The organism is Mesorhizobium sp. ISC11, assembly GCF_037162595.1.
In the GTDB taxonomy this organism is placed as follows: Bacteria; Pseudomonadota; Alphaproteobacteria; order Rhizobiales; family Rhizobiaceae; genus Mesorhizobium; species Mesorhizobium ciceri.
Genome location: NZ_JAVSPW010000001.1, coordinates 770,458 through 795,146, shown reverse-complemented (window position 1 = coordinate 795,146; position 24,689 = coordinate 770,458). Strand labels below are relative to the sequence as shown.

At 63.2% G+C, this 24,689-nt stretch carries 22 protein-coding genes; 4 read left to right on the top strand and 18 right to left on the bottom strand.

What is annotated here, in order from left to right; genetic code table 11:
• Positions 1-261: 261 nt before the first annotated feature.
• Positions 262-1,509 (top strand): hypothetical protein, encoded by a 1,248-nt coding sequence (locus RPF88_RS04010; RefSeq protein ID WP_013530977.1) that lies wholly within the window; start codon positions 262-264, stop codon positions 1,507-1,509.
• A 105-nt stretch (positions 1,510-1,614) separates the two neighbouring features.
• Here RPF88_RS04010 and RPF88_RS04005 read toward each other — a convergent pair whose 3' ends face one another.
• From RPF88_RS04005 to RPF88_RS03995, 3 genes are all read right to left on the bottom strand, one after another.
• Positions 1,615-1,908 (bottom strand): hypothetical protein, encoded by a 294-nt coding sequence (locus RPF88_RS04005; protein ID WP_013530976.1) that lies wholly within the window; start codon positions 1,906-1,908, stop codon positions 1,615-1,617.
• 190 nt (positions 1,909-2,098) lie between these two features.
• Positions 2,099-2,740 carry a transferase hexapeptide repeat family protein gene (locus RPF88_RS04000; RefSeq protein ID WP_063168299.1) on the bottom strand — a complete coding sequence of 214 codons (642 nt, stop codon included), beginning with the start codon at positions 2,738-2,740 and terminating at the stop codon, positions 2,099-2,101.
• A gap of 74 nt (positions 2,741-2,814) precedes the next feature.
• Positions 2,815-3,333: a CreA family protein gene (locus tag RPF88_RS03995; protein ID WP_024501452.1), complete on the bottom strand. Its 519-nt coding sequence runs from the start codon at positions 3,331-3,333 to the stop codon at positions 2,815-2,817.
• A 188-nt stretch (positions 3,334-3,521) separates the two neighbouring features.
• Between RPF88_RS03995 and RPF88_RS03990 the strand changes: the two genes are divergently transcribed.
• From RPF88_RS03990 to RPF88_RS03980, 3 genes are all read left to right on the top strand, one after another.
• The gene (locus RPF88_RS03990; protein ID WP_013530973.1) at positions 3,522-4,100 is read left to right on the top strand and encodes an SCO family protein; all 579 of its coding nucleotides are present in this window, start codon (positions 3,522-3,524) and stop codon (positions 4,098-4,100) included.
• A gap of 10 nt (positions 4,101-4,110) precedes the next feature.
• Complete coding sequence (locus RPF88_RS03985; protein WP_024501453.1) at positions 4,111-4,983, top strand: 50S ribosomal protein L11 methyltransferase; 873 nt, start codon at positions 4,111-4,113, stop codon at positions 4,981-4,983.
• Between the two features lie 138 nt (positions 4,984-5,121).
• The gene (locus RPF88_RS03980) at positions 5,122-6,966 is read left to right on the top strand and encodes an aminopeptidase P family protein (RefSeq protein ID WP_337121737.1); all 1,845 of its coding nucleotides are present in this window, start codon (positions 5,122-5,124) and stop codon (positions 6,964-6,966) included.
• Between the two features lie 183 nt (positions 6,967-7,149).
• On the opposite strand, the gene RPF88_RS03975 is transcribed toward RPF88_RS03980, so the two are convergent.
• The 15 genes from RPF88_RS03975 to murG form a co-directional block, all read right to left on the bottom strand.
• Positions 7,150-7,446 carry an AzlD family protein gene (locus tag RPF88_RS03975; RefSeq protein ID WP_013530970.1) on the bottom strand — a complete coding sequence of 99 codons (297 nt, stop codon included), beginning with the start codon at positions 7,444-7,446 and terminating at the stop codon, positions 7,150-7,152.
• Positions 7,443-8,171, bottom strand: coding sequence for an AzlC family ABC transporter permease (locus RPF88_RS03970; protein ID WP_063168301.1), 729 nt, complete (start codon positions 8,169-8,171; stop codon positions 7,443-7,445). Before RPF88_RS03970 ends, RPF88_RS03975 begins: the two co-directional genes overlap by 4 nt.
• Positions 8,172-8,328: 157 nt before the next feature.
• Complete coding sequence (locus tag RPF88_RS03965) at positions 8,329-9,021, bottom strand: DUF2461 domain-containing protein (protein WP_337121736.1); 693 nt, start codon at positions 9,019-9,021, stop codon at positions 8,329-8,331.
• Entirely contained in the window at positions 9,021-11,225 is a 2,205-nt protein-coding gene (ligA, locus tag RPF88_RS03960) for an NAD-dependent DNA ligase LigA (RefSeq protein ID WP_337121735.1), read from the bottom strand. Before ligA ends, RPF88_RS03965 begins: the two co-directional genes overlap by 1 nt.
• A gap of 162 nt (positions 11,226-11,387) precedes the next feature.
• Complete coding sequence (locus tag RPF88_RS03955) at positions 11,388-11,567, bottom strand: hypothetical protein (protein WP_337121734.1); 180 nt, start codon at positions 11,565-11,567, stop codon at positions 11,388-11,390.
• 96 nt (positions 11,568-11,663) lie between these two features.
• Positions 11,664-13,337: a DNA repair protein RecN gene (gene recN, locus RPF88_RS03950; RefSeq protein WP_337121733.1), complete on the bottom strand. Its 1,674-nt coding sequence runs from the start codon at positions 13,335-13,337 to the stop codon at positions 11,664-11,666.
• Positions 13,338-13,456: 119 nt separating this feature from the next.
• Complete coding sequence (locus RPF88_RS03945; RefSeq protein ID WP_024501459.1) at positions 13,457-14,326, bottom strand: outer membrane protein assembly factor BamD; 870 nt, start codon at positions 14,324-14,326, stop codon at positions 13,457-13,459.
• 263 nt (positions 14,327-14,589) lie between these two features.
• Positions 14,590-15,540, bottom strand: a complete 951-nt coding sequence (gene lpxC, locus RPF88_RS03940) for a UDP-3-O-acyl-N-acetylglucosamine deacetylase (protein ID WP_013530964.1) — start codon at positions 15,538-15,540, stop codon at positions 14,590-14,592.
• A gap of 281 nt (positions 15,541-15,821) precedes the next feature.
• On the bottom strand, positions 15,822-17,501 hold the full coding sequence (gene ftsZ / locus RPF88_RS03935) for a cell division protein FtsZ (protein ID WP_027160634.1): 1,680 nt from the start codon (positions 17,499-17,501) through the stop codon (positions 15,822-15,824).
• 68 nt (positions 17,502-17,569) lie between these two features.
• A complete protein-coding gene (gene ftsA / locus RPF88_RS03930) occupies positions 17,570-18,877 on the bottom strand; it encodes a cell division protein FtsA (protein ID WP_013530962.1) in 1,308 nt (435 codons plus the stop codon).
• Positions 18,874-19,815 (bottom strand): cell division protein FtsQ/DivIB, encoded by a 942-nt coding sequence (locus RPF88_RS03925; RefSeq protein WP_024501462.1) that lies wholly within the window; start codon positions 19,813-19,815, stop codon positions 18,874-18,876. Before RPF88_RS03925 ends, ftsA begins: the two co-directional genes overlap by 4 nt.
• Positions 19,803-20,729 (bottom strand): D-alanine--D-alanine ligase, encoded by a 927-nt coding sequence (locus RPF88_RS03920; protein WP_013530960.1) that lies wholly within the window; start codon positions 20,727-20,729, stop codon positions 19,803-19,805. Before RPF88_RS03920 ends, RPF88_RS03925 begins: the two co-directional genes overlap by 13 nt.
• 466 nt (positions 20,730-21,195) lie before the next feature.
• Positions 21,196-22,161: a UDP-N-acetylmuramate dehydrogenase gene (gene murB, locus RPF88_RS03915; RefSeq protein WP_337121732.1), complete on the bottom strand. Its 966-nt coding sequence runs from the start codon at positions 22,159-22,161 to the stop codon at positions 21,196-21,198.
• Positions 22,158-23,564 (bottom strand): UDP-N-acetylmuramate--L-alanine ligase, encoded by a 1,407-nt coding sequence (gene murC / locus RPF88_RS03910; RefSeq protein WP_013530958.1) that lies wholly within the window; start codon positions 23,562-23,564, stop codon positions 22,158-22,160. The genes murB and murC overlap by 4 nt, the downstream gene beginning before the upstream one ends.
• Complete coding sequence (gene murG, locus RPF88_RS03905) at positions 23,561-24,688, bottom strand: undecaprenyldiphospho-muramoylpentapeptide beta-N-acetylglucosaminyltransferase (RefSeq protein ID WP_337121731.1); 1,128 nt, start codon at positions 24,686-24,688, stop codon at positions 23,561-23,563. Before murG ends, murC begins: the two co-directional genes overlap by 4 nt.
• Position 24,689: the final 1 nt, after the last annotated feature.

Genomic DNA, 24,689 nt, shown 5'->3' with positions numbered 1-24,689 from the left:
TATCGAAATCCTCGACGCTGCGGCGCGATGAGAAACAATCAGCGACCGCTTCAGGTTCCCGATGCGAACAAATACCTCAGGTACAATTGCCTACACGCATAGGGAGAATAGTCTGGAAAACACACCTTATGGGTTCAATGCCACAGTACTCCTGCAGGCAAGAGTGCCTGTTCCTTCCGCTTCACAGCGGTTTACCTCCAGCCCCTTCCGCTGCGCCACCCCCGCATGGCGGAAGGGGTTTCAGTCCGGAGAGCGCGGAGCATGGTTTCCCGAAAGCGCCGACCGGCAGAAGGACAGACGGTCGCTCCACTTTCCCGCAGATTGCTTGGCAGCGCCGGCCTAGGCCTGCTGATGGCCTGCGCGGCCGTGACCGCCAGGGCAGAACCATCAACAGCACCGGCTGCCGAAATAGCGACCGATCCGACAATCACCGGCAGTCTGGAAAGGCATTGGACCAACAACGCGCTGGACAGCGACCATGCGGTCAAGGACTGGTACACACTGTTGCGCGGTTCGCTGCAGCAGCAATGGGGCGACAACGACGCCAACGCGAAATTCAGCGCGGACTTCCAGGTAACGCATTACGACAAAACGTCGATCGAGGACGACCGCGGATTGTCGCTGTCGGCCGAGGCCTTCCGCCGGCTCGGCCCGGGTCTCGAACTGAGGGGATCGCTGAGCTATCGCGTCTCCAGCACCGGCGACAATCTGGATATCGGCCCGCTGACGCTGGGTACGCGCGAGTTCAAGCAGGTCTTCGGCGCCCAGACACAACTCGGCATCGACCTCGGCAACGCCACATCGCTGATCCTCGAGGCCGCCGACAGCTACGAAAAGCTCGGCGCGACGCATTTCCAGGAAGATCTCATCTTGCCGGCGAAGCTGCATGCCGACCGCAATCTCTTCCAGTTGGCGGCTCGGGTCACCCGGACAGTTGGCCAGCTTGCCTTCGGCGCGTCCGCGTCTGCGCTCTTCGCCAGCGTCGAGGAAATCGGTTACCCGCCGCTGTTCCTGTCGTTCAACGCCTATACGCTGCGCGCCGAGGCGGCCTACAAGGCCACCGATGGTTCGACGCTCGGCGTGGCGCTGGGTGCGCAGTTCCTGCGTGGCGCCGATAACATCTACCAGCGCTGGCGTCCGACCTGGCAAGTCACGTTCGGCAAGCCTCTGCCGCACGGCTTCGAGCTGCGCGGCACCTATTTCGGTCGCTACGAAACGTCCGAAACCGACGACCCCCTGGCTTCGTGGCTGCAGCGCGCGGAATTGGAACTGGGCATGAAGGTGCGCGAAAACCTCGGCATCGCTTCCGGCATCTTCTATGAGCTCAAGGACAATTTGCTCTACGAGAACCAGGAGCGCCGCAAGGGCGTCTATGCCGAAGCGACGTACAACGCGACCAAATCGATGGCCATTGTCGTTCGCGTCGACGTTTCCGAGACCTTCAAGACCGTGATCGACGAGCGCGAACACACGGTCGATGCATTTGTGGGCCTGCGGGCGAAGATCTAGCTCATTCCCGCGCTTGACTGGGTAGGCCCACAAGCGGAGGCAGGAGGGTGTTGAAGACCCTCCTGCCCACGACACGTGACATAAGGATGCCCGTGACTTTCCTGCTCAGTGACGGCCGCCCAGCTTGTAGCTGTTGCCGCCAAGGACATTGACGCCGATACCGCTGAGAACGCCGGTAAGGACGTTGGTCTTGTTGCCGTTCAGAATGCCCTGGACGACATTGCCGCTCAGGATGTTGTTGCCACTCAGGATGCCATTGAGCGCGGTCACCTGGCCGACACCGATGGACGGCGACACATTGATCAGGCTACCCGAGCTACCTCCCCAGCCGCCGGCATAGGCGCCGACAGTCGAGAACGAAACCATAGCAGCAGTGAGTACAAATGCGAACTTCTTCATGACTTCTCTCCATTGTTGCTAGTAGTGTTTTCTTCGACTTCTTACGACTTACCCCCGAAACGAGTAGTGCATTTTGCCGAAAGTCTTGCAACCTTGGAGTGTTTAATTTCACGGATACAATCCGTTTTCCATTTCTTAACTTTAATATTTTACGTTAAGAAAATTGGTTACCGTCGACGTCTTGAGCTGGTCAGACGGCGTCGTTTTCCCAACGATCGAGGAATGCTTCGATCGGCATTGCCTGCATGTCGGGAACCGCTCTGGCGAGCTTTTCGACCGGCCAGTTCCACCAGGCGAGAGCTTCGATCCGCGCCGCGATATCCGGAGCGAAGCGTGGCCGGAGAGCCTTCGCCGGCACGCCCGCGACGATCGCGTAGGGCGGCACATCACGCGTCACCACTGCGTTGGCGCCAACCACCGCGCCATTGCCGATGGTGACCCCGGGCATGATCACCGCGCCGTGGCCGATCCAGACATCATGGCCGATGGTCACGGCTTTCGCCTGCCGCCGTTCGCGGAAGGCGGCATCGACGCCCAGCCAGCGAAAATACTCGTTCGGCCGGTAGCTGAGCTTGTGCTGGGTCAGCCGCTCTATGGGATGCTCCAGCGCATTGATGCGGCTGTTGGCGGCGATCGAGCAGAATTTGCCGATCGTCGTGTAGATCGCTTCCGAATGGCGTTCGAAATAGGAGAAGTCGCCGACGGTGACCTCGCGAAGCACCACCCGCTCGCCGATCGAGGCATAACGCCCAAGCTTGCACGCCTTCAACTCCGCGGTCGGATGGATGCGTGGCTCGGGGTCTTTCGGGACGAGATCTTCGGAACGGTCCATGCCGGCGGCTTTACCCCTAGGCGATTGGTCCCGCAAGCGGGGCCAATCCTGCGCCCGGCAAGGAACTGAATCGCCTATTGCGGCTTGCCTTTGCTCCACACCACGTTCTGGCCGTAGAGCGGCACGGTGGTGACCGACATTTTGGCCGAGCCGTTCTGCACCTGGCGCGAATGCGAGAGATAGATCAGCGTCTCGTTGGCCTTGTCGTAGATGCGGTTCACCACCTGCTTCTTCCAGATCAGGCTGATGCCTTGCTTGAACACTTCCTCGCCGCCCTCGCTCATGTCGATGTCGCCGATGGTGATCGGGCCGGTCTGGCGGCAGGAGATCGAGGAATCGGACGGATCCTCGAACCAGTTGCCCTTGTGCAGGCGATCGATGATGCCGCGATCGAAATAGGAGACGTGACATGTCACGCCCTCCACCTTGGGGTCCTTGATCGCCTCGACGATGATGTCGTTGCCGAGCCAGTCGACGCCGACCTTGCCGACTTCATCGGCCACGGCGGCCCCGGCACCTAGGACAACGCACGCGGCCAAGGCACCGCCGATCAGTCTTCGCCCAATCAGTCCGTGCCCAATCAGTCGTTGCAAGGGACCCTCCTGCGGTTCGAGTTGCCGGTCACAGGTGGGGCGAGCGGCCCGGCTTTGCAAGCAGATAGGTCGACACCGCAGCGGTTGCGGCAACGCGGCACTTTGCCTGTGCGGGGCCAAACCGCTAAGACTGTCACACAGGCGCGGCATTGAGCCGGCGCGACGATTTCTGCAGACGGACTTTTCTGATGATGCGTTCTATCCTGGTCGGTATTCTCGTCCTGATGGCGGCCGGCATCGGCTGGCTGACCTTCGACTGGTATCGCGGCCACTATGGCGGCGAGCCATTCGGGGCCGCCTTTACTCTGGTCGACCAGAAAGGCGCGCCGATCACCGAAGCCGCCTTCCGGGGCCAGCCCAGCGTCGTCTTCTTCGGCTTCACCCATTGCCCCGAGGTCTGCCCGACCACACTGTTCGAACTGGCCGGCTGGCTGAAGACGCTCGGCGACGACGGCAAGAACCTGCACGCCTATTTCGTATCGGTCGATCCGGAGCGCGACACGCCTGAGGTGATGAACGCCTATGTCAGCAATTTCTCCGACCGTATCGTCGGCATCACGGGCGCTCCGGACAAGGTCCATGCCATGGCCAAGTCGTTCGGCATCTATTGGAAGAAGGTCGACACCGGCGACGGCGACTACACGATGGATCATACCGCATCGGTGCTGCTGCTCAACGCCAAGGGCGATTTTGCCGGCACAATCGCCTACGGCGAAAGCGCCGATACGGCCATCGCCAAGCTGAAGCGGCTGGCGGCGAAAGGCTGATTACCATTTCATGACCCAGACGCGCCTTTACTTCACCACCGGAAAGATCGAGTCCGTCAGCATTTTCGCGGCGCTTGAGGCGGCCTTCGAGGAAGAGGGGCTGCCGATCGCCGTGCTGGAGGTCGACGAGGACAAGGACATCCACGAAGTATCGCTCTATGCCGATGGCGACATCGATGCGGTCGAGACCCGCTTGAAGGACATCCTTGCCGGCCTTTCCCTGTCGAAGCCGATCGAGCGCGAGCCCCTGCCCGACATCGACTGGGTGGCGCATTCGCTGGAAGAGCTGAAGCCGGTGCGTGCCGGACGTTTCTTCGTCCACGGCGCACATGACCGCAGGAAACGCCACAGCGGCGAACTCGCCATCGAAATCGAAGCCGGCCTTGCCTTCGGCACCGGCCATCACGGCACCACCGCCGGCTGCCTGGAAATGCTGGAAAGAGTGGTCCGGCGCGAACACCCGCGCAATGCGCTCGACCTCGGCACCGGCAGCGCGGTACTGGCGATCGCCGTCGCCAAGCTGGCGCACATTCCGGTGCTGGCCACCGACATCGATCCGGTGGCGGTGCGGGTGGCTGCCGCCAATGCGCGGCTCAACCACGTCAAGGCACTGGTGGAAACAGCAACCGCGCCCGGCTTTCACCATCCGATCTTCGGCAAGCGCGCACCCTTCGATCTGATCGTCGCCAACATATTGGCGCGGCCGCTGATGCGGCTGGCGCCGCAAATGGCCCATCATATCGCACTTGGCGGCTCGATCGTGCTGTCGGGCATCCTCGAGCGCCAGCGGGACGCGGTCATCTCGGCCTATGTCGGCCAGAATTTCCGCCATGTCAGAACCTTGCACCGCGAGGGCTGGGTGACGATCCACCTGAAGCATTAGACCGGCACCGACCGAGCCTGGACCAAATTCCCCCAGTTGTCAGTCCGGCGATGCTGTAGCAGGTTGCGCGCAGCCGGAAATCGATTCCGATTTCCGCGACCGTACGCTACGGTTGCGCGGACATGCAGGAGGCCCACCATGTTCCAGACCTTCGATTCCGCGGGCGACCCGGCCGTCGGCGAACCGCGCGTGGCGCTGCTGCGCCAATGGCTTGAAGCCAACGGGCTGGACGGCTTCATCGTCCCGCGTGCCGACGAGCATCAGGGCGAATATGTCGCCGATCGTTCGGCGCGGCTGAAATGGCTGACCGGCTTCAGCGGCTCGGCCGGCGTCGCCATCGTCCTGCGCGACCGCGCCTTCGTCTTTGTCGACGGGCGCTACACGCTGCAGGTGCGCAGCGAGGTCGATCTCGACGTCTTTTCAATCGAAAGCCTGGTCGACAATCCCCCGGCTGTCTGGCTGAAAGACAATCTTGGCAAGGGCGCACGGCTCGGCTTCGATCCATGGCTGCACACGATCAGCGAGGTCAAGGCGCTGCAGGCCTCAGTCGACAAGAACGGCGCCGTACTGGTGCCGCTCGACAAAAACCCGATCGACATCATCTGGAAGGATCAGCCCGACGCGCCGGTGGCCCCGGTCGAGCTCCACCCGATCGGCTTTGCCGGCGAGCTCGCCAAGGACAAGCTGGCGCGGCTGGCGGCGGCGATCGCCAAGGACGACGCCACCCATGCGGTGCTGACCGACCCCTCCTCCATCGCCTGGGCCTTCAACATCCGTGGCGGCGACGTGCCGCACACGCCGCTGGCGCTCGGCTTCGCCATCCTCGCCGCCGATGGGTCGCACCAGCTTTTCATGGATAAGCGCAAATTCTCGCGCCAGGTCGCCGCCTACCTCACCCAGCTCGCCGAGCCGCATGAGCCCGGCGAATTCGAAGCCGCGATCACAGCGCTTGCCAAGAGTGGCGCGAAAATCGCGCTCGACCCGGTGCTGGCGGCTGACCGGCTGCGCATGCTGGTCGAGGACAATGGCGGCGCCGTCATTGCAGCAGCAGATCCTGCCCGAATCCCGCGCGCCACCAAGAACCAGGCCGAGATCAACGGCTCGCGCGCCGCGCATCGCCGTGACGGTGCGGCCGTGGCGAAATTGCTGTGCTGGCTGGAGCGGCAAAAACCCGGCTCGCTCGACGAGATCGCTGTCGTCACCAGGCTGGAGGAACAGCGCCGGCGGACCGGCGAGGAAACCCAGATGCCGCTGCGCGACGTCTCCTTCGACACCATTTCGGGCGCCGGCCCGAACGGCGCCATCATGCATTACCGCGTGTCGCGCGCCACCAGCCGCAAGCTGCAGGCCGGCGAGCTGTTCCTGCTCGATTCCGGCGCGCAGTATCAGGACGGCACCACCGACATCACCCGCACCGTGCCGATCGGCCAGCCGACGCAGGAGATGCGCGAACGCTTCACCCTGGTGCTGAAAGGCATGATCGGCATTTCCACCTTGCGCTTTCCCGCCGGCACGCGCGGCTCCGAGATCGATGCCGTCGCGCGCATGGCGCTGTGGAAGCACGGCTGCGACTTCGCCCACGGCACCGGCCATGGCGTCGGCTCGTATCTGGCCGTGCATGAAGGCCCGCAGCGTATCGCCCGCACCGGCACCGAAAAGCTGCTCGAAGGCATGATGCTGTCCAACGAGCCCGGCTACTACAAGGAAGGCTCCTACGGCATCCGCATCGAGAACCTGATCCTGGTGACGCCGGCGCAAGAGATCGAGGGCGGCGACATCGCCATGCACGGCTTCGAGACGCTGACGCTGGCGCCGATCGATACCAGGCTGGTGCAGTCGGACCTTCTGACGCGTGACGAGCTGCATTGGCTGGACTCGTACCACGCGCGCGTGCTGGCCGAAATCGGCCCGATGCTCGACGGCGAAACGCTGGCCTGGCTGGAGAAGGCCACCGCGCCGCTGCCGCACGACGCGAAGATCTGATTTTCTGAGGCGCCGAGGGCGTGGCGGAATTCAGGTCAGGACGAGCCGAAAACGATGGGTTCCGTGAACCGGAGCGGAGCGTACTTTTGGGTACGTGAGCTCAGTTCTACCGCGACGCGGTAGAACGGGGAAGCGCAGGAAGCCGCCGTTTGCAGGCCGTCATCACCTGAATATCGATACGCCCTACCCGACGAACTGCCGCGCCACGATCAATACCGCCGCGCCCGCCAAAAACATCGCCATCAACCCACCGCGCAGCGAAACCACGGCGGTGACCACCAGTGCGGCCCATTCCGCCGGGCCGGCGTTCAACAGCTCGGGCGCCACCAGCGTCGTCAGCACCGCCGCCGGCACGGCATTGAGGCCGGCCTCGACGCGGGGATGGATGGTATCGAAGCGCGATATCACCAGGTGCCCGCCGATGCGCGTCAGATAGGTCGCGATTGCGCCGGCGATAATGATCCAGAAGGTCGTGCTCATGGCCGTGCCTTTACGCCGCTATGGTGGGGAGGCAGGATGACCGCCAGCAGCACACCGGCAACAGCGCCAATCGAGACATGCCAGGGCGAGCCCACGGTCTTGTAGGCGATGATGGAGGCGGCAGCGCTGGCAATGACCACCGGCAGCCACAGAGGCCGCTTGCGGAAGCCCAGCACGAGACCGAGGAAATAGATCGGCAGCAGGAAATCGATGCCCAGCGCGTGCGTGTCGGGGATCAGCTTGCCGAACAGCGCGCCAAGCGCGCTTTCGAGGATCCAGAACAGATAGACAGGCAAGCCAAGTCCCAGATACCAGGCAAAGCCGACCGTCCGGCCCGATTGCGCCCGCGCTTCGGCCACGGCGAATTGCGGATCGGTCAGGATGAAATAACCAAGCGCCTGCTGGATGAGGGGCCAGTGCGCGATGCGCCGGCCGATGCCGGCGGAATAGAGCACGTGGCGGAAATTGACGGCGAAGATCGACAGCACGATCAGCCACGGCGCCACATGCTGGCCGAACAGCTGGATGCCGACCATCTGGCTGGCGCCGCCATAGACCAGCGCACTCATCAGAAAGGCTTCCAGGACCGAGAAGCCATTGTCCACGGCGAGCGCGCCGAACAGCACCGCAAAGGGCGCCGAGGCCACCACCACAGGCATCGACAGCCGCACGCCTTGCCAGAAATCGCTTCTGTCGCCGCTCTCGGAAATTACGTCCGTCGCCATCAACCACTCCTGATGCATGTCGCCCAAAAGGGGGATAACGACATGCACAACAACAAGGGAAGCGCGGTATGTAGGTGGCGCGGCTTGCCGTGTCACACGAATTCGCTTGAGCCAAACGATCAGCGGAAATGATCGCTAGATCGGCTGAGTTAGACGCTTATTCCTTCAGGATCTTGCCCTCGATCGCCCTGCCCCAGTCGAGCAGCGGCTTGGCGCGCAAGGTGAAATCGACGAGCTCGTCGACCAGATCAGCCGTATGGATTCCCGCGGGATCGATAACATGCTGGACGACAAAATGCCGGTTGCGGATGCCGGCGACAAGGTCGGCATCGCTGATTTCCTCGAAGCCGCGTGGCGTACGCTTCATACGGCCTTCGGTCTCGAGTTCAAGCCGGTTCTTCTTCAACGCCGCCACCAGGGCGCGAAACCTGTCCGGCTTCGTCGCGATGGCTTTGCGCATCGCCAGCAGCAGCGCCGGCTCCGGCTGCCACCAGGCAATGTCGGCAAAGCAGCGCTCAAGCCCGACATGGACGTAGAACACGCCCTGCTCCATCTTGGTGCCGTCGGGCGACAGGATGGCAGACAAATGCCTGTTGTAAGGCCGCTTGTCCTTGGCGAAGCGCACGTCGCGGTTGATTCGGAACAGCGACTTCTTGCGGTCGCCGCGCAGGCCGAGACCCGCCTTTGCGAAGCGCTCGGTCAGCGCGTCGACGAGATCACTGAGCGGATCGCGCAATTCCTGTTCGAACAGGTCACGGTTCTCCAAAAACCACTCTCGGCTCTGGTGGAAATCCAGCGCCTTGAGGAACGGAATGGCTTTTGGGCCGAACCCTTTGAATGCGCCGTCCATCAGGCCTTGCCGATCCGCGCCAGCCAGGCATCTTCGTCGATGACCTCGATGCCGAGTTCGCTGGCGAGCTTGAGCTTGGAGCCGGCACCCGGCCCGGCGACCACCAGATCCGTCTTCGCCGAAACCGAGCCCGCGACCTTGGCGCCGAGGCGCTCCGCCATCGCCTTGGCCTCGGAGCGTGTCATCTTTTCCAGCGAGCCGGTGAAGACGACAGTCTTGCCCGCGACCTCGCTATCGGCCGAGACGTTGACGATATACGGCTTCGGCTTGACTTGGCGGAGCAACGCATCAAGCACGTCGTCATTGCGCTCATTGCCGAAGAAGTCGCGAAGCGCATCGATCACCGTGTCGCCAATGCCGTTGACCGACGGGAAGACACTATGCGGATCCTCCGCTGCCGCTGTCTCCTTGCCGACGCGGATCAGTTCCTCGATGGTCGAGAAGGTGCGGGCAAGCACGGCGGCTGTCGTTTCGCCGATATGGCGGATGCCGAGCGCGAAGATGAAACGGTCGAGTTCCGGCTCGCGGCGTGAGTCGATGGCCGCGAACAGCTTGTCGAGGCCCTCATAATTGCGGTCCTCGACGCTGCGCACGTTCTTGCGCGTCTTGCCCGATGCGGCCTCGCGCTGCCTCGCCTGTTCCTCGCGCCGTTCCGCCAGCGCCCTGGTGACAGCCGGACGGCGATCTCTGAGCGTGAAAATATCGGCGGCGGTCCTGATCAATCCCGCATTGAAGAAGGTATCTATGTTCTCGGCACCAAGGCCTTCGATGTCCAGGGCACCGCGCGACACGAAGTGGCGCAATCCTTCCACCGCCTGCGCCGGGCAGATCAGCTCGCCGGTGCAGCGGCGGCGGGAATCTTCCTTGCCGGTCTTCTCGTTGATCTCGCGCGTCGCCGGCGAGCCGCAGATCGGACAGGTGTGCGGGAATTCGTACGGCACGGCATCGGCCGGCCGCTTGTCGATGACGACGCTGACGATCTGCGGAATGACATCGCCTGCCCGCTGGATCACGACCGTATCGCCGATGCGCACGTCGATGCCGTCGCGGATCGGCTGGCCGGTCGAGTCCAGGCCCTTGATGTAATCCTCATTGTGCAGCGTGACGTTCTCGACCACGACGCCGCCGACCGTGACCGGCGCCAGCCGCGCGACCGGCGCCAGCGTACCGGTACGGCCGACCTGGATGTCGATCTTCTGCACGGTCGTCATCGCCTGTTCGGCCGGAAATTTATGCGCGATCGCCCAGCGCGGTTCGCCGGTGACGAAGCCCCAGCGGCGCTGCAACTCCAGCTGGTCGACCTTGTAGACGACGCCGTCGATATCGTAGCCGAGCGCCGAGCGCTGCTCCTCGATCCGATGATAATGCGCGATCAACTCCTCGGCCGATTTCGCCCGCACCATCAGCGGACTGATCTTGAATCCCCACTCGGCGAATTTCTGCACCGAATCATACTGGGTCGGAGCCGGATCCGCTGTCGTGTAACCCCAGGCATAGGCGAAGAATTTGAGGTTGCGGCTGGCGGTGACGGATGGATCCTTCTGGCGCAGCGACCCGGCCGCCGTGTTGCGCGGATTGACGTAGTCCTGGCCGCCGACGGCGGCCGAGCGCTGCTTCAGCGCCTCGAATTCCGCATAGGTCATGTAGACCTCGCCGCGGATCTCGATGGTTTCGGGCCAGCCCGAGCCTTTCAGCTTTGCAGGGATGTCGGCGATGGTCTTCAAATTGGCGGTGATGTCTTCGCCGACGGCGCCGTTGCCACGCGTTGCGCCCTGCACGAACACACCGTTTTCGTAACGCAGCGAAGCCGATAGCCCGTCGATCTTCGGTTCGGCCGTGAACGCAATGTCGAGTTCCTTGTCGCGATCGAAGAACCGCCGCCCGCGTTCGATGAAATCCGTGACGTCATCGTCTGTATAGGCCTTGGCAAGGCTGAGCATCGGCACGGCATGGCGCACCTTGGTAAAGCCTTCCGCGGGCGCTGCTCCGACCCTGAGCGATGGCGAATCCTCGCGCACCAGCGCTGGAAAGCGCTCCTCGATGGCAAGGTTGCGCCGCGCCAGCGCATCATATTCCGCGTCGCTGATAACAGGCGCGTCTTCGGTATGATAGCGCCGATCATGCTCGGCGATCTCTTCCGCAAGGCGCTTCAGCTCAGCTTCGGCCTCGCTTTCGGTCAGGGCATCGACTGGTTTTTCGGACATGGTTTTGCACCTGGCTGCTGTTGGCCCGGGACAATAGATCAGGATTCGGATGGAAGGGAGCTGAATTCTGACAAAACCACGCCGAAACAGCGGGATGGAGCCATATGCTGACTCTGTTGCAAAGCCCGGATTTTCACTGGTCGGCGAACCGTAGGTGGTGGGTCAGTCTGAAATCCCATCGGTCACTGAGCACTCAATCGCGTCGGACCGTGCATCGACGAACAGTCGGGTTCCATCTGTGAATTCAATCAGTACTTCTGCCGCACGAAACCGCCAAACGTGGATCACCGTTTTTCCTGAGAGAAGTTTTGTCAATTCGACAGTTTCCTCTTCCAAATCCATCGGATTCTCCTAAGCCGCTGAGTGTTTCTTATACGGCCCGCGAACCGTTGGCTTCTCGGCTTCCTTTGCTTCGATCCACTGCCGAACCATGCGCCATCAGGACGCCGCGATGTTCTCGCGCAGCAGTCGCTCGGCGGCGGCGCGGGCCTCGTCGGTGATGGTGGCGCCGGCCAGCATGCGCGCGATCTCCTCTTGCCGCGCCGGCCGGTCCATCTCGGCAATGCCGGTCGCGACACGGTCGGTGGTGCCGGATTTGGAGATCAGGAAATGCGTCGCCGCGCGCGCCGCCACCTGTGGCGCGTGCGTCACCGACAGCACCTGCACGCGCTTCGACAGCCGCGCCAGCCTTTGGCCGATGGCGTCGGCGACAGCGCCGCCCACGCCGGTGTCGATTTCATCGAAAACCAGCGTCGGCGCCGAGCCACGGTCGGCCAGCGCCACCTTCAGCGCCAGAAGGAAGCGCGAAAGCTCGCCGCCGGACGCTACTTTCATCATCGGCCCGGGCCGCGTGCCTGGATTGGTGCGCACCCAGAATTCGATCTGGTCGATGCCCTCTTCCATGCGGCTCTCGGCCTCGCTCTTCATTTCCACGATAAAGGCGGCGCGTTCGAGCTTCAGCGCCGGCAATTCCGCCATCACCGCCTTGGTCAGGCCGACCGCCGCCGCGTGGCGAAGCGAAGACAGCTGCGCGGCGGCAATGTCGTAGGTCTCGCGTGCCGCGGCGGCCTGCTTTTCCAGCCCGTGCAGGCGCTCCTCGCCGGCATCGAGATCGGCAAGATCGGCCGACATCGTGTCGCGAAGCTGCGCCAGATCGTCGACGGCGACGCTGTGCTTGCGTGAGGCCGCGCGCAACGAGAACAGCCGCTCCTCGGCCTTCTCCAGCCGCTGCGGATCATATTCGGTGGCGCGCAGTGCGGCCTCGACGCCCGATTGCGCCGCATCGAGCGACAGCATCGCCTCGTCGAGCGACTTGACCACGTCGTCGAGCAGGCCGGGCGCCTCCGTCACCTTGCGCTGCAGTCGTCGCAGCAGGCTGGCCAGTTGCGGCAAGGGCGAGGACGGGCCGGACAGCACATCCTGCGCATCATGGATTTCGGAAGCGATCTTCTCGGCCCGCATCATCGACGCCCGCAGTTCGGCGAGATCCGTCTCCTCACCCGGCTGCGGATCGAGCTTGCTCAATTCCGCCACCGCCGCGCGCAGATAGTCGGCCTCGCGCGCGGCCGCCGCCACCTTGGCGCGGTGGCGCGACAACTCCTGCTCGCAGGCGCGCCAGTGCCGCCATGCCTCGCCGGTCGAGCGGACGGCGCCGAGATGGCCACCGAAAGCATCGAGCACCTCGCGATGCGCGCCGGGATCGACCAGCGCGCGTTCATCGTGCTGGCCGTGGATCTCGACCAGCGCGCGCCCGACATCGCGCATCAGCGTGACGCTCGAAGGCTGATCGTTGACGAAGACGCGGGTGCGGCCATCCGCCGTCTGCAGGCGGCGCAGGATGATGTCGCCGTCATCCTCGATCGCATTGTCGGCAAGCAGCGCACGCGCCGGATGATTGCGCGGCACGTCGAAGACGGCGATGACCTGGCCTTGCGCCGCGCCATGACGCACCAGCGACGCGTCGCCACGCGCACCGAGCGCCAGCGACAGGGCATCGAGCAGGATGGATTTGCCGGCACCGGTTTCGCCGGTCAGCACCGAAAGACCCGGCTGGAAGTCGATATCCAGCTTCTCGATCAGGACGATATCGCGGATCGACAGTCTGGAAAGCATCAGAACCCGAATCTAGAACGGCACGCGACCATTTGCAGTCGCAGCGCCGCACTATCTTTTTGTTTGAGCACCGGATCAATCCGAAAAGCGCTGTGAACGCTTCAGTCGATGCTCATACGTCAGGCGCCGGTGATCATCTTTCCGGCCTTGGATATCCACGACCCTGCATTTTCGCGCGGTGCAAGCCCATTGCTCTGCAAGAGCTTGTAGGAATCCTTGTACCACGGGCTGTCAGGGTAGTTGGTGCCGAGCACGGCGGCGGCCGTCTGCGCCTCCGAAGTCAGACCCATCGCGTAATAGCTTTCGGTCAGACGCGCGAGCGCCTCCTCGACATGGCGCGTGTTGGAATAGTTCTCGACCACGGTGCGGAAGCGCTTGACGGCGGCGATGTATTCACGCCGCTCGAGATAGTAGCGGCCGATCTGCATCTCCTTGCCGGCCAACTGATCGTTGGCGAAGCGGATCTTTTCCTTGGCGTCGTCGACATATTCCGATGTCGGCCAGCGCGTCACCAGATCCTGCATCGTCTGGACGGTCTGACGCGCTTCCTTCTGGTCCTGCGTCACGTCCTTGATCTGGCGGTAGTAGCTCAAGCCGATGATGTACTGCGCATAAGCAGCGTCATCGGTCGACGGGTAAAGCGTGAGATAACGCTTGGCCGAGCCGATCGCCTCGTCGTAATTGCCCTGGCGATAGTCGGCGAAAGCGCCCATCACCATCGATTTGCGGGCCCATTCCGAATAGGGATGCTGGCGGTCGACGGCGTCGAACTTGCGGCTCGCCTCCTGCAGGCGCCCGGCATTGAGATTGGCAAGGCCCTGGTTGTAGAGAACATCGGCCGGCTCGGTCTGGTCGACATAGGTCGACAGGTCGATATCTTTCTCCGACGACATGCAGGCCGACAGGAAGAGCGATGGAACAACTACTGAAAGCGCCAGGAAAACGGCCCTCTGCGGTGCTTTCAATTGACCAACTCGCTTGAAGAACATGATTGGATCTCGCCCTTTCGGCGCTATTTCAATGCCAGTTGCATGCCATTGTTTCAAAACTGGTCCCCACTTTTGAACGACATGCACTAATCGACGGCAGCAGCCATAAACCATAACCGCCTTGCCCGGCAACGCTATCTCCGGCCAATCGCACATTTTTGTGGCGGCCGGACACAGCTTGGACATCAAGGCAATTTCACTGGCGGGTGGTGCATTCCTGCAACACACGCAATCCCCCATGGAACCCGAAAAACCTGGGAAAATCAGATCATCCAGGGCGCGTAGAGCGGCGCGTTGACGGCGTTCATCTCGGCGCTGCGGCCACGCTCCCGGCGCGTCGTCTCGACGATCTCGAACGCCGTGCGATCCGACAGCAGGCGGCGCAGGGCCGCGGCATTCATCCTGTGGCCGCCGCGATAGGAGCGGAAGCAGCCGATGAAGCGGGCACCGGCCAGCGCCAGGTCGCCCATGGCGTCCAGCGTTTTATGGCGCACGAATTCGTTGGGATAGCGCAGGCCGCCCATATTGATGACGCGGTTGTCGTCGCCGATCACCAGCGAATTCTCCAGCGAGGAGCCGAGCGCATAGCCTGCAGCCCACAGCCGCTCGACATCCTTCATGAAGCCGAAGGTGCGGGCACGCGCGATGTCGCGACGGAAAATATCGGCATTGAGGTCGGAGGCAAACAGCTGACGGCCGATCGCCGGGCTTTCGAAGTCGATCTCGATCTCGAAACGGGTTCCGTCATAGGGCCGAAACTCCGCCCACGAGGCGCCGTTCTCGATGCGGACCGGCTTGATGACCCTGATATAGCGGCGCTTGACCGAAAGCGTCTCGATGCCCGCCTGGTCGATGGCTTCGACGAACGCCATGGCGCTGCCATCGAAGATCGGAACCTCGGAACCGTCGATCTCGACAGCGACATTGTCGATGCCGAGCCCAAACAGCGCCGCCATGATGTGCTCGACCGTGGCGATATGCTCGCCGGCGGGATCACCAAGCATGGTGCACAGGTCGGTGGCGCCGACTTCCGAGACCAGGGCACGAAACTCGCGGCCCTGCTCGGCACCGTTGAAAAGCTGGAAAACGATGCCGGTGTCGGCATCCGCCGGCATGAAGCTGATGGACACTTCCTTGCCGCTGTGGACGCCGGTGCCGGTAAGCGACGCGCGCGTCTTCAATGTCGTCTGATAGTCGTGCAAGACAATCCCCATAAGCCCGTAATGCCTAGGTCCGCTTCTCCAGCCCGAGGGCGCGGCTCTTGTGTGAATCGGCTGGCAGGGCGACTTCCCCCGAAATCCCGGCAAACCGATGATGGTAGGCAGCGAAGATAATGTCCCGTCAGGGAGACTCCAAATCACGGTTTCTTACTCTGTGTAACCGCGAACTGGAATGGGTGCGACTTTGTAAGTTGTTGAAATCACATCATTTAAAACGTTAACAGGCAAGCGATTCCTCGCTTGCCTGTTAACAAATGTTACAGTCCGTTTACCAATCAGTTGGCCTGGCGGCGCAGGAACGCCGGAATCTCCAGCTGATCGTCTTCCTGAGTCGTCCTCACCTGCGGCGTCAGGCGGCCCTGATCGTCGAGTTGGCCACGGCGCGGCGCATAGAGCTGCGCATCCTGGCTGGCGAGGCGGCGCACTTCGGGCGCGGCCTGGCGCAGCTTGGGCTCGCGCGGCTGCGCCGGCTGCAGCCTTGCGGGTTCTTCCTCGCGGCGGGTCAGTCCGTTGGTCAGGCGCTTCAGCAGGCCCATCGGTCCGCTGTTGTTCTCGTGGTCCACCGGGCGGCTCTTGGCATCCACCTCGGCCTTGACGACGGGCGGGAAGTCCTCGACGCGAGGCATACGCTGAGGTGCCATGGCAACAGGCTGCGGGGCTTCGCGCAGCATCTCGCGCGGCTGCGGGGCCGGCTGCATCTGCTGGACCACCGGCTGCGGCATCGGCTGTGCTGGCGGCGCCTGGAAGATCTTGCTCTGCGGGCGGAAATCTTCTGCGTGAGCGACAGGAGCCGGGCGCGCCTGCGCCATCGCCGCGGCATTGGCTTCGGCCAGTTGGATGGCTTCGGCGACAGGGTCGACAGCGCGTGGCTCGTAGGCCGCCTGCTGAACAGGCGCCGGGCGAGCCTCCGCGATCTGAGCCACCGGGCGGCTGACCGGCTTCGGAGGCGCCGTGCGGATCGAGATCGGCGCAGCGGCGATTTCAGCCGCCGATTTGTCGATGCCGGTGGCAACCACCGAGACGCGGATGACGCCTTCGAGTTCCTCGTCGAAAGTGGCGCCCAGGATGATGTTGGCGTCCTGGTCGACTTCCTCGCGGATACGGGTCGCCGCTTCGTCGACTTCGAACAGCGTCAGGTCGCGGCCGCCGGTGATCGAGATCAGCAGGCCCTTGGCGCCCTTCATCGAGGTCTCGTCGAGCAGCGGGTTGGCGATCGCCGCTTCGGCGGCGGCCATCGCGCGGCCCTCGCCCGAAGCTTCGCCGGTGCCCATCATCGCCTTGCCCATCTCGCGCATGACGGAACGGACGTCGGCGAAGTCGAGATTGATCAGGCCTTCCTTGACCATCAGGTCGGTGATGCAGGCGACACCGGAATAGAGCACCTGGTCGGCCATGGCGAAGGCATCGGCGAAGGTGGTCTTGTCATTGGCCAGCCGGAACAGGTTCTGGTTGGGGATGACGATCAGCGTATCGACGCATTTCTGCAATTCCTCGATGCCGAAGTCCGCGGTCTTCATGCGGCGCTGGCCTTCGAAGTGGAACGGCTTGGTGACGACGCCGACGGTGAGGATGCCCTTTTCGCGCGCTGCGCGGGCAACGACGGGAGCAGCACCGGTGCCGGTGCCGCCGCCCATGCCGGCTGTCACGAAGCACATATGGGTGTTGGTCAGGTGATCGAGGATTTCATCGATGCACTCTTCCGCCGCCGCACGGCCGACTTCCGGCTGCGATCCCGCACCGAGCCCCTCGGTGACGTGAGCGCCGAGCTGGATCAGGCGGCCTGCCTTCGACATGGTCAGCGCCTGCGCGTCGGTGTTGGCCACCACGAACTCGACGCCGCGCAAACCGGCGGTGATCATGTTGTTGACGGCATTGCCGCCGCCGCCGCCGACACCGAACACGGTGATGCGCGGCTTAAGCTCGGTGATGTCCGGCTTTTGCAGATTGATGGTCATTGTCTCCGTCCTTTGCCTTTCACGCCGCTTCGCCGCCGCGGCCGCCTATGGGGCTGTCCCCGTCAATTTTAGAAACTGTCTCTCAACCACTGACTCATGCGATGCAGTTTTCCGCCCGTTCCGGTCATTTTGAGACCGGAAATTCCTTTCGCCGGATGGCTCTCGAAGCTCGCCATCTGCGGGTAGATCAGAAGCCCCACCGCGGCCGAGAAGGCCGGCCCCTTCGCCGCTTCCGGCAGGCCGGCCACGCCGAGCGGGCGGCCGATGCGCACATTTCGTCCCAGGATGCGGCGCGCCGCCTCCGGCAGGCCGGCAAGCTGGCTGGCGCCGCCGGTAAGAACCACACGCTTGCCCACTGCATTGCCATAGCCGGACTTGTTCAGCCGGTCGCGCAGCAGTTCGAGCGTCTCGTCGATGCGGGCGCGCACGATGCGCGTCATCACCGAGCGCGGGATCTGCAAGGGCACGTCGCCATCGTCACCGATCGGCTGGATCGAGACCAGGTCGCGATCGTCGGCGCTGCCGGGCAGCGCCGAACCATGCATCACCTTCAGCCGTTCGGCGGCATCAAGCGAGGTCGACAGCCCCTTGGCCATGTCCAGCGTGACATGGTTGCCGCCGATGGCGATGGCGTCGCCATGGACGAACTTGCCTTCCGAAAACACCGAGATCGTCGTCGTGCCGCCGCCCATGTCGATGCAGGCCGCACCCATTTCCAGCTCGTCGTCGACCAGCGCCGCCAGCCCGCTGGCATAGGGCGTCGCCACCATGCGCTCGACCGACAGATGCGAACGGTTGATGGACAGCTCCAGATTGCGCATCGGCGCGGCGTCGCCGGTCAGCACATGCATGTCGACGCCGAGTGCGTCGCCGACCATGCCGCGCGGATCGCGCACGCCGCGTTCGGCATCCAGCGAGAAGCCGACGGGAAGCGAATGGATCACTTCGCGCTCGGCCTTCAGCGCCTGCTTGGCGCCAGCACCGAGAACGCGCTTGATGTCGGCCTCGTCGGCCTCGTGGCCGCCAAGATTGATGGTGGCGGAGAAGGCTTCGCTCTTCAGCCGGCCGGCCGTCATGTTGACGATCAACGAATCGACCGTCAGCCCGGCCATGCGCTCGGCTGCGTCGACGGAAAGGCGGATGGCATGCTCCGCCCTGTCGAGATCGACCACGACACCCGACTTCACGCCTTGCGACTTCTGATGGCCGATGCCGATCACCTGGATCCGGTGCGAACGGCCGCGCAGCAGCTTGCCGTCATCGCACGGCTTGAGCTTGGCCACCATGCAGCAGACCTTGCTCGAACCGACATCCAGCACCGTCAGGGTGCCAGACCGGCGCGACGCGGCATCGCCAGGACTGCCAAGCCAGCTCATATCTTCGTCTCCGGCTTGCGCTTCAGGCTCTTGGGTTTTTCGTTGAGGGCGGCTTCGCGCTGCGTCGCCGCTTCCGCCGTCAACTGGACGACCAGCCGGTCCGTCAGGCGCATGTCGACGGCGGCGATGTCGCGCGACAGCAAACCGTTGTCATGATCCATCTTCACGAGTTCGGCGAGCGCCTGATCCTCGTCGTCCTCGGGAAGCTTGATGGTGATGCCATTGTCCAGCTTCAGGTCCCAGCGCCGTTCGCCGACACGGATATAACCTTTGATCCGGTTCGCGAGCTCGGGATATTTTTCGACCTTGGCCAGGAAATCGGGCGCGCTCGCCGGCGCGCCGGTGCCGATCAGCAGCGGCAGAAGCACCTGCTTGCCGCCCGAGAACGGCGCGATCATGGCGCCATTCCTCTCGATGACCGAAAGCTCGTCACCCTGCTGCCAGAGCGCGAAAGCCTCACGCTCCTCGACACGCACTTCCAGCGTATGCGGATAGACCTTGCGCACCGCCGCGACCTCGATCCACGGCAAGGTCGCAATTCGTTCCCGCGCGGCCTCGGCATTAAAGCCGATCAGCGACGTCCAGCCGTCGAGTTCAAGCCTGTCGAGTATATCGATTTCCGAGGTCTGGCGATTGCCCACCACCTTGACCTGATCGACGGCAAATCCGGTACGGGCGGTGATGCTCTGCACGATACCGTCGACATGACCGCCGAGATAGGCGCCATAGGCACTGCTCGAGAAAATCAGCACGGCCGACATCATGGCCGCGGAAAAGCGCGGCGCCTGGAATTCCCCGACACCGAGGCGCGCCATAATGCGCACCGGGCGGCGCAGCATCCGCGGCAGCACGAAATGGTCCAACGACAACGACAGGCCGAACAGCGCCGGACCGGCCGCGCCCCTCTCCCTACCCTGTCCCCATTTCAACGCAGACACGAAGCGTCCTCCACCATCCAACTCAACAAATCGCCAAACGAGTGCCCGGCATGGGCGGCGATTTCAGGCACCAAGGACGTCGGCGTCATACCCGGCTGGGTGTTGACCTCGAGCCAGACAATCTCGCCGTTTTCGGAATGCCGATCGTCATAACGGAAGTCCGACCGGGAAACGCCCCGACAGCCGATCGCTTGGTGAGCCTTGAGCGCCAGTGTTTGTATTTTTTGGTAAATATTCGGTGAAACTTTTGCGGGGCATTCGTGCTTTGATCCCCCGGCGACATATTTTGAATCATAGTCGTAGAAGGAATGGCCGGTCGGGATGATCTCGCAGACCCCCAGCGCCACATCGCCCATCACCGCGCAGGTCAGCTCCCTGCCGTGAATGTAGCGCTCGACCATGACGGTATCGCCATATTTCCATTCCGACGAGCCAAGAACCTGCGGCGGATGCGACTGGCCTTCATGCACGATGACGACACCAAAGCTCGAACCCTCATTGACCGGCTTGACCACATAGGGCGGCTTCATCGGATGCTTGTTCTGGATGGCGAAGCGGCTGGCGACCTTCGATTCGGCGACCACAATGCCGACCGACTTGGCAACCCGTTTGGCCTGCTCCTTGTTCATGGCCAGAGCCGAGGCGAGCACGCCGGAATGGGTGTAGGGAATGCCGAGATATTCGAGGATGCCCTGGATGGTGCCATCCTCACCAAAAGGGCCGTGCAGCGCATTGAAGGCGACATCGGGCTTGAGCTCGGCAAGCACGGAGCCGACATCGCGCCCGACATCGACGCGGGTGACCTGGTAACCTTCCTTCTCAAGCTCATCGGCGCAAGCCTTTCCGGAGGACAGGGACACGGGCCGCTCGGACGAAAAACCACCCAGCAGGACGGCCACATGCTTGTTTTTCATTCCCCGGCATCCCCTCTCTCACGGCGGACCAAAACCAGATTTTCCGCAACATTGAGTCAGAGTCTCCCGGCAGGTTGCCCCCCAGACGGAAAACGCTGAAAACGCGTCGAACGACTCAAATCAGGAAACGCTTTCGAGCAGAGAATCAGAGAGTTGATTCACTGGCAAGTGCTTACGATTCCGAGAGATTCACTTTCTGAGAAAATGGATGCGAAAAGCGTGTCGTTGAGTCTTTGCGGCAACGGTCGCGGACCGTTTTTCGCCTCGTTGAAGTTCATGCATCACATGAACTTCAACACGCGCTAGGTGTGTCGAGATTCAGGTCAGGCCGAGTCGAAAACGATGGCTTTCGAGAACCGGAGCGGAGCGGACATTCGGGTCCGTGAGCTCAGTTCTACTGCGACGCAGGGGGGAAGCGCAGAAAGCCGTCATTTGCAGGCCGGCATCACCTGAATATCAGCGCACCTTAAAGGAGCTGCCCGAGAAACTCCTGAACGGCATGCCCTGGCCGGAAATTGCCGATGCGCTTGATTTCCCATTGCAGCCGGATACCGGAATTCTCCAGCACCCGCGTGCGCACCGTCTCGCCGAGATATTCAAGGTCGTAGCCGGTCGCGGTTCCGGTGTTGATCATGAAGTTGCAATGCATCGGCGACATCTGCGCGCCGCCGATCATCAGGCCGCGGCAGCCCGCTTTGTCGATCTCCTTCCAGGCCGATGTGCCGTCGGGATTCTTGAAGGTCGAGCCGCCGGTCTTCTCGCGGATCGGCTGCACGGTCTCACGATGGTTCTGCACGGCCTCCATCGCAGCCTTGATGGTCGCCCTGTCCTCGGCAAAGCCTTCGAACACGGCGGAGGTGAAGATCAGCCCGGAAGGAGCCGCCGAATGGCGATAGGCGTATCCCATATCGGCATTGCTCAGCGTCTGCACATTGCCCTTGCGATCGAGTGCTCGCACTTCGGTGACGCGCTCGCGCGTCTCGACGCCATTGGCGCCGGCATTCATTCGCAGCGCACCGCCGATTGCACCCGGAATGCCGTGGTAGAAATGAAAGCCGCCAATGCCGGCCTCGAGCGCCACCGCTGCGACGCGCTTGTCGGGGGTCGCAGCTCCCGCCTTGATCCTGATTGGCGAAATCACCTCGGCATCGCCGAAGCCCTTGGCCGAAAGCCGAATGACAAAGCCCTCGATGCCGCCATCGCGGACCAGAAGGTTGGAGCCGACGCCGACGACCGTCAGCGGTATCTCTTCGGGAACGGCTTTCAGGAACGCGGCAAGGTCCTCCTCGTCGGCCGGCTGGAACAACGCTTCAGCCAGCCCCCCGGCACGGAACCAGGTGATCTTGTCCATCTCGGCGTTCGGCGTCAGGCGGCCACGCAGGCCGGCAAGCCGGTCGCCAAGTCTGTCGATCAGGGCCTGGCCGTGCATCATGAGACGGTCCCGCCAAGCTCCTTGGGCAACGCATAGGCCCATTGGGTGATGTTGCCGGCTCCAAGGAAGACGACGAAATCGCCCGGCTTGGCCAGATCACGGACGATGGGCGCAATCGCCGCCGGGCCCTCGATGTAGCGCGCGTCGCGATGACCGCCGGCGCGGATGCGCGACACCAGCGCGTCCGAGCTGACGCCGTCGATCGGCTCTTCGCCGGCCGCGTAGACCGGCGCCACCATTACTGTGTCGGCGTCGTTGAAGCAGGTGGAAAACTCGTTGAACAGATCATGCAGCCGGGTGAAGCGATGCGGCTGGGCAATGGCGATGACACGACCCTGGGTGGCGCTGCGCGCCGCCTTCAACACCGCCGAGATCTCGACCGGATGGTGGCCGTAATCGTCGAATATTTCGACGCCGTCCCACGAACCGGTATGGGTGAAGCGGCGCTTGACGCCGGCGAAGGACGACAGGCCCTTCTTGATCGCCTCGGCCGACAGGCCGAGTTCGTGCGCGACCGCGATTGCTGCCGTCGCGTTGGAGACGTTGTGACGGCCGGGCATCGGCAGGCGCAGGCCTGCTATGACAGTCTGGCCGCCGGTCTTGCGGTCGCGGATCACCACGTCGAATTCCGAAATGGCACCTGACATGCGGTGATTGGTAAAGCGCACGTCGGCCTGCGCATTCTCGCCATAGGTGATGACCCGGCGGTCCTCGATGCGGCTGACCAGCGCCTGCACTTCGGGGTGATCGGTGCACATCACGCCAAAACCGTAGAACGGAACGTTCTCGACAAACTGGCGGAACGCCTCGCGCACCTTGTCGAAGCTGCCATAGTGGTCAAGATGCTCGGGGTCGATGTTGGTGACGACCGCGATCTCGGCCGGCAGTTTCAGGAAGGTGCCGTCGCTCTCGTCGGCCTCGACCACCATCCATTCGCCGTCGCCCATGCGGGCGTTGGTGCCGTAGGCATTGATGATGCCGCCATTGATCACGGTCGGATCGAGCCCGCCCGCATCGAGCAAGGTCGCCACCATCGAGGTCGTCGTCGTCTTGCCATGCGTGCCGCCGATCGCCACCGCCTGGCGAAAGCGCATCAGTTCGGCCAGCATCTCGGCCCGGCGCACGATCGGCAGCAGCTTTTCGCGCGCGGCCTTCAGCTCAGGGTTGGATTTCTTGATCGCCGTCGAGACGACCACCACCTCGGCATCGCCGAGATTCTCGGCCCTATGGCCGACGAAGCATTCAATGCCCTTGTCGCGCAGCCGCTGCACATTGGCGCTTTCGGCCTGGTCGGACCCTTGCACCTTGTAGCCGAGATTGTGCAGCACTTCGGCAATGCCGCTCATGCCGATGCCGCCAATGCCGATGAAATGCACAAGGCCGATGGTCTGCGGCATCTTCATGCTTGCGTCCCCTTCCTGAAATCCGAAACGGTTTTTTTGGACGCAATAGCCTCTGTAAGATCGGCGAGCAACCGTGCCGCGTCCGGCCTGCCGGCCGATTTCGCACCCGCCGCCATTGCCGTCAGCCGATCGGGGTCGTCCATCAGCCCGCCGACAAGCGCTGCGATGCGTTCGGACGAGAGCGAGGATTGCGGATGCACTTCGCCGCCGCCGGCAGCGGCAAGGGCCGCCGCGTTCGCCGCCTGATCGTGATCGAGCGCATGGGGGTAAGGCACCAGCAGCGCTGGCCGGCCGATGACGGCGATCTCCGAGACGGTCGAGGCGCCGGAACGCGAGATCACCAGATGAGCGGCCGCCATGCGTGCCGCCATATCGGTGAAGAAGGGCGAGACCTCGACGGCGACGCCAAGGGTGGCATAGGCCGCCTTGACCCGCGCCACGTCATCGGCGCGCGCTTGTTGGGTAATGACCAGCCGTTTGCGCTGGGCGTCGGAAAGCAGCGCAATGGCTCCCGGCACGGCATCGGAAAAGAATTGGGCGCCCTGGCTGCCGCCAAAAACCAGCAGGCGGAACGGTTGATCCCCGGCAGATGCCGCATAGGCAGTCTTGGCCGCTTCCAGCACCGCAGGCCGGACCGGATTGCCTGTCGTCACCGTCTTGACCCCGGCTGCACTGCTGTCCTGCGGCAGGAAGCCGCCGGCGATCGCGTCGACACGGCCGGCCAGCGCCCGGTTGGCGCGCCCCATCACCGCGTTCTGCTCATGGATCAGGGTCGGTACCTTGCGCCGTGTCGCCGCGTAGAGCGGCGGCAAGGTCGGATAGCCGCCGAAGCCGACGACGGCATCCGGCTTGATCCTGGCGATGACGGCAGAAACCTGGCGCACGCCGCGCCAGATTTTCCAGAAGGCACCAAGCAGGGCAAAAGGGTTTTTCGAGCCCATCGTCGCCGACTGGATCGGGTGGACGGCAGCGGCCGGAAAATGGCCGGCGAAACGCTCGGCACGGTCGTCGGTTGCCAGGTGCACCGACCAGCCGCGCTCGTTCAGCTCATGCGCCAGCGCCTCGGCCGGGAAAAGATGCCCGCCGGTGCCGCCTGCCGCGAGAAGGATGACGCCTCTGGCCATA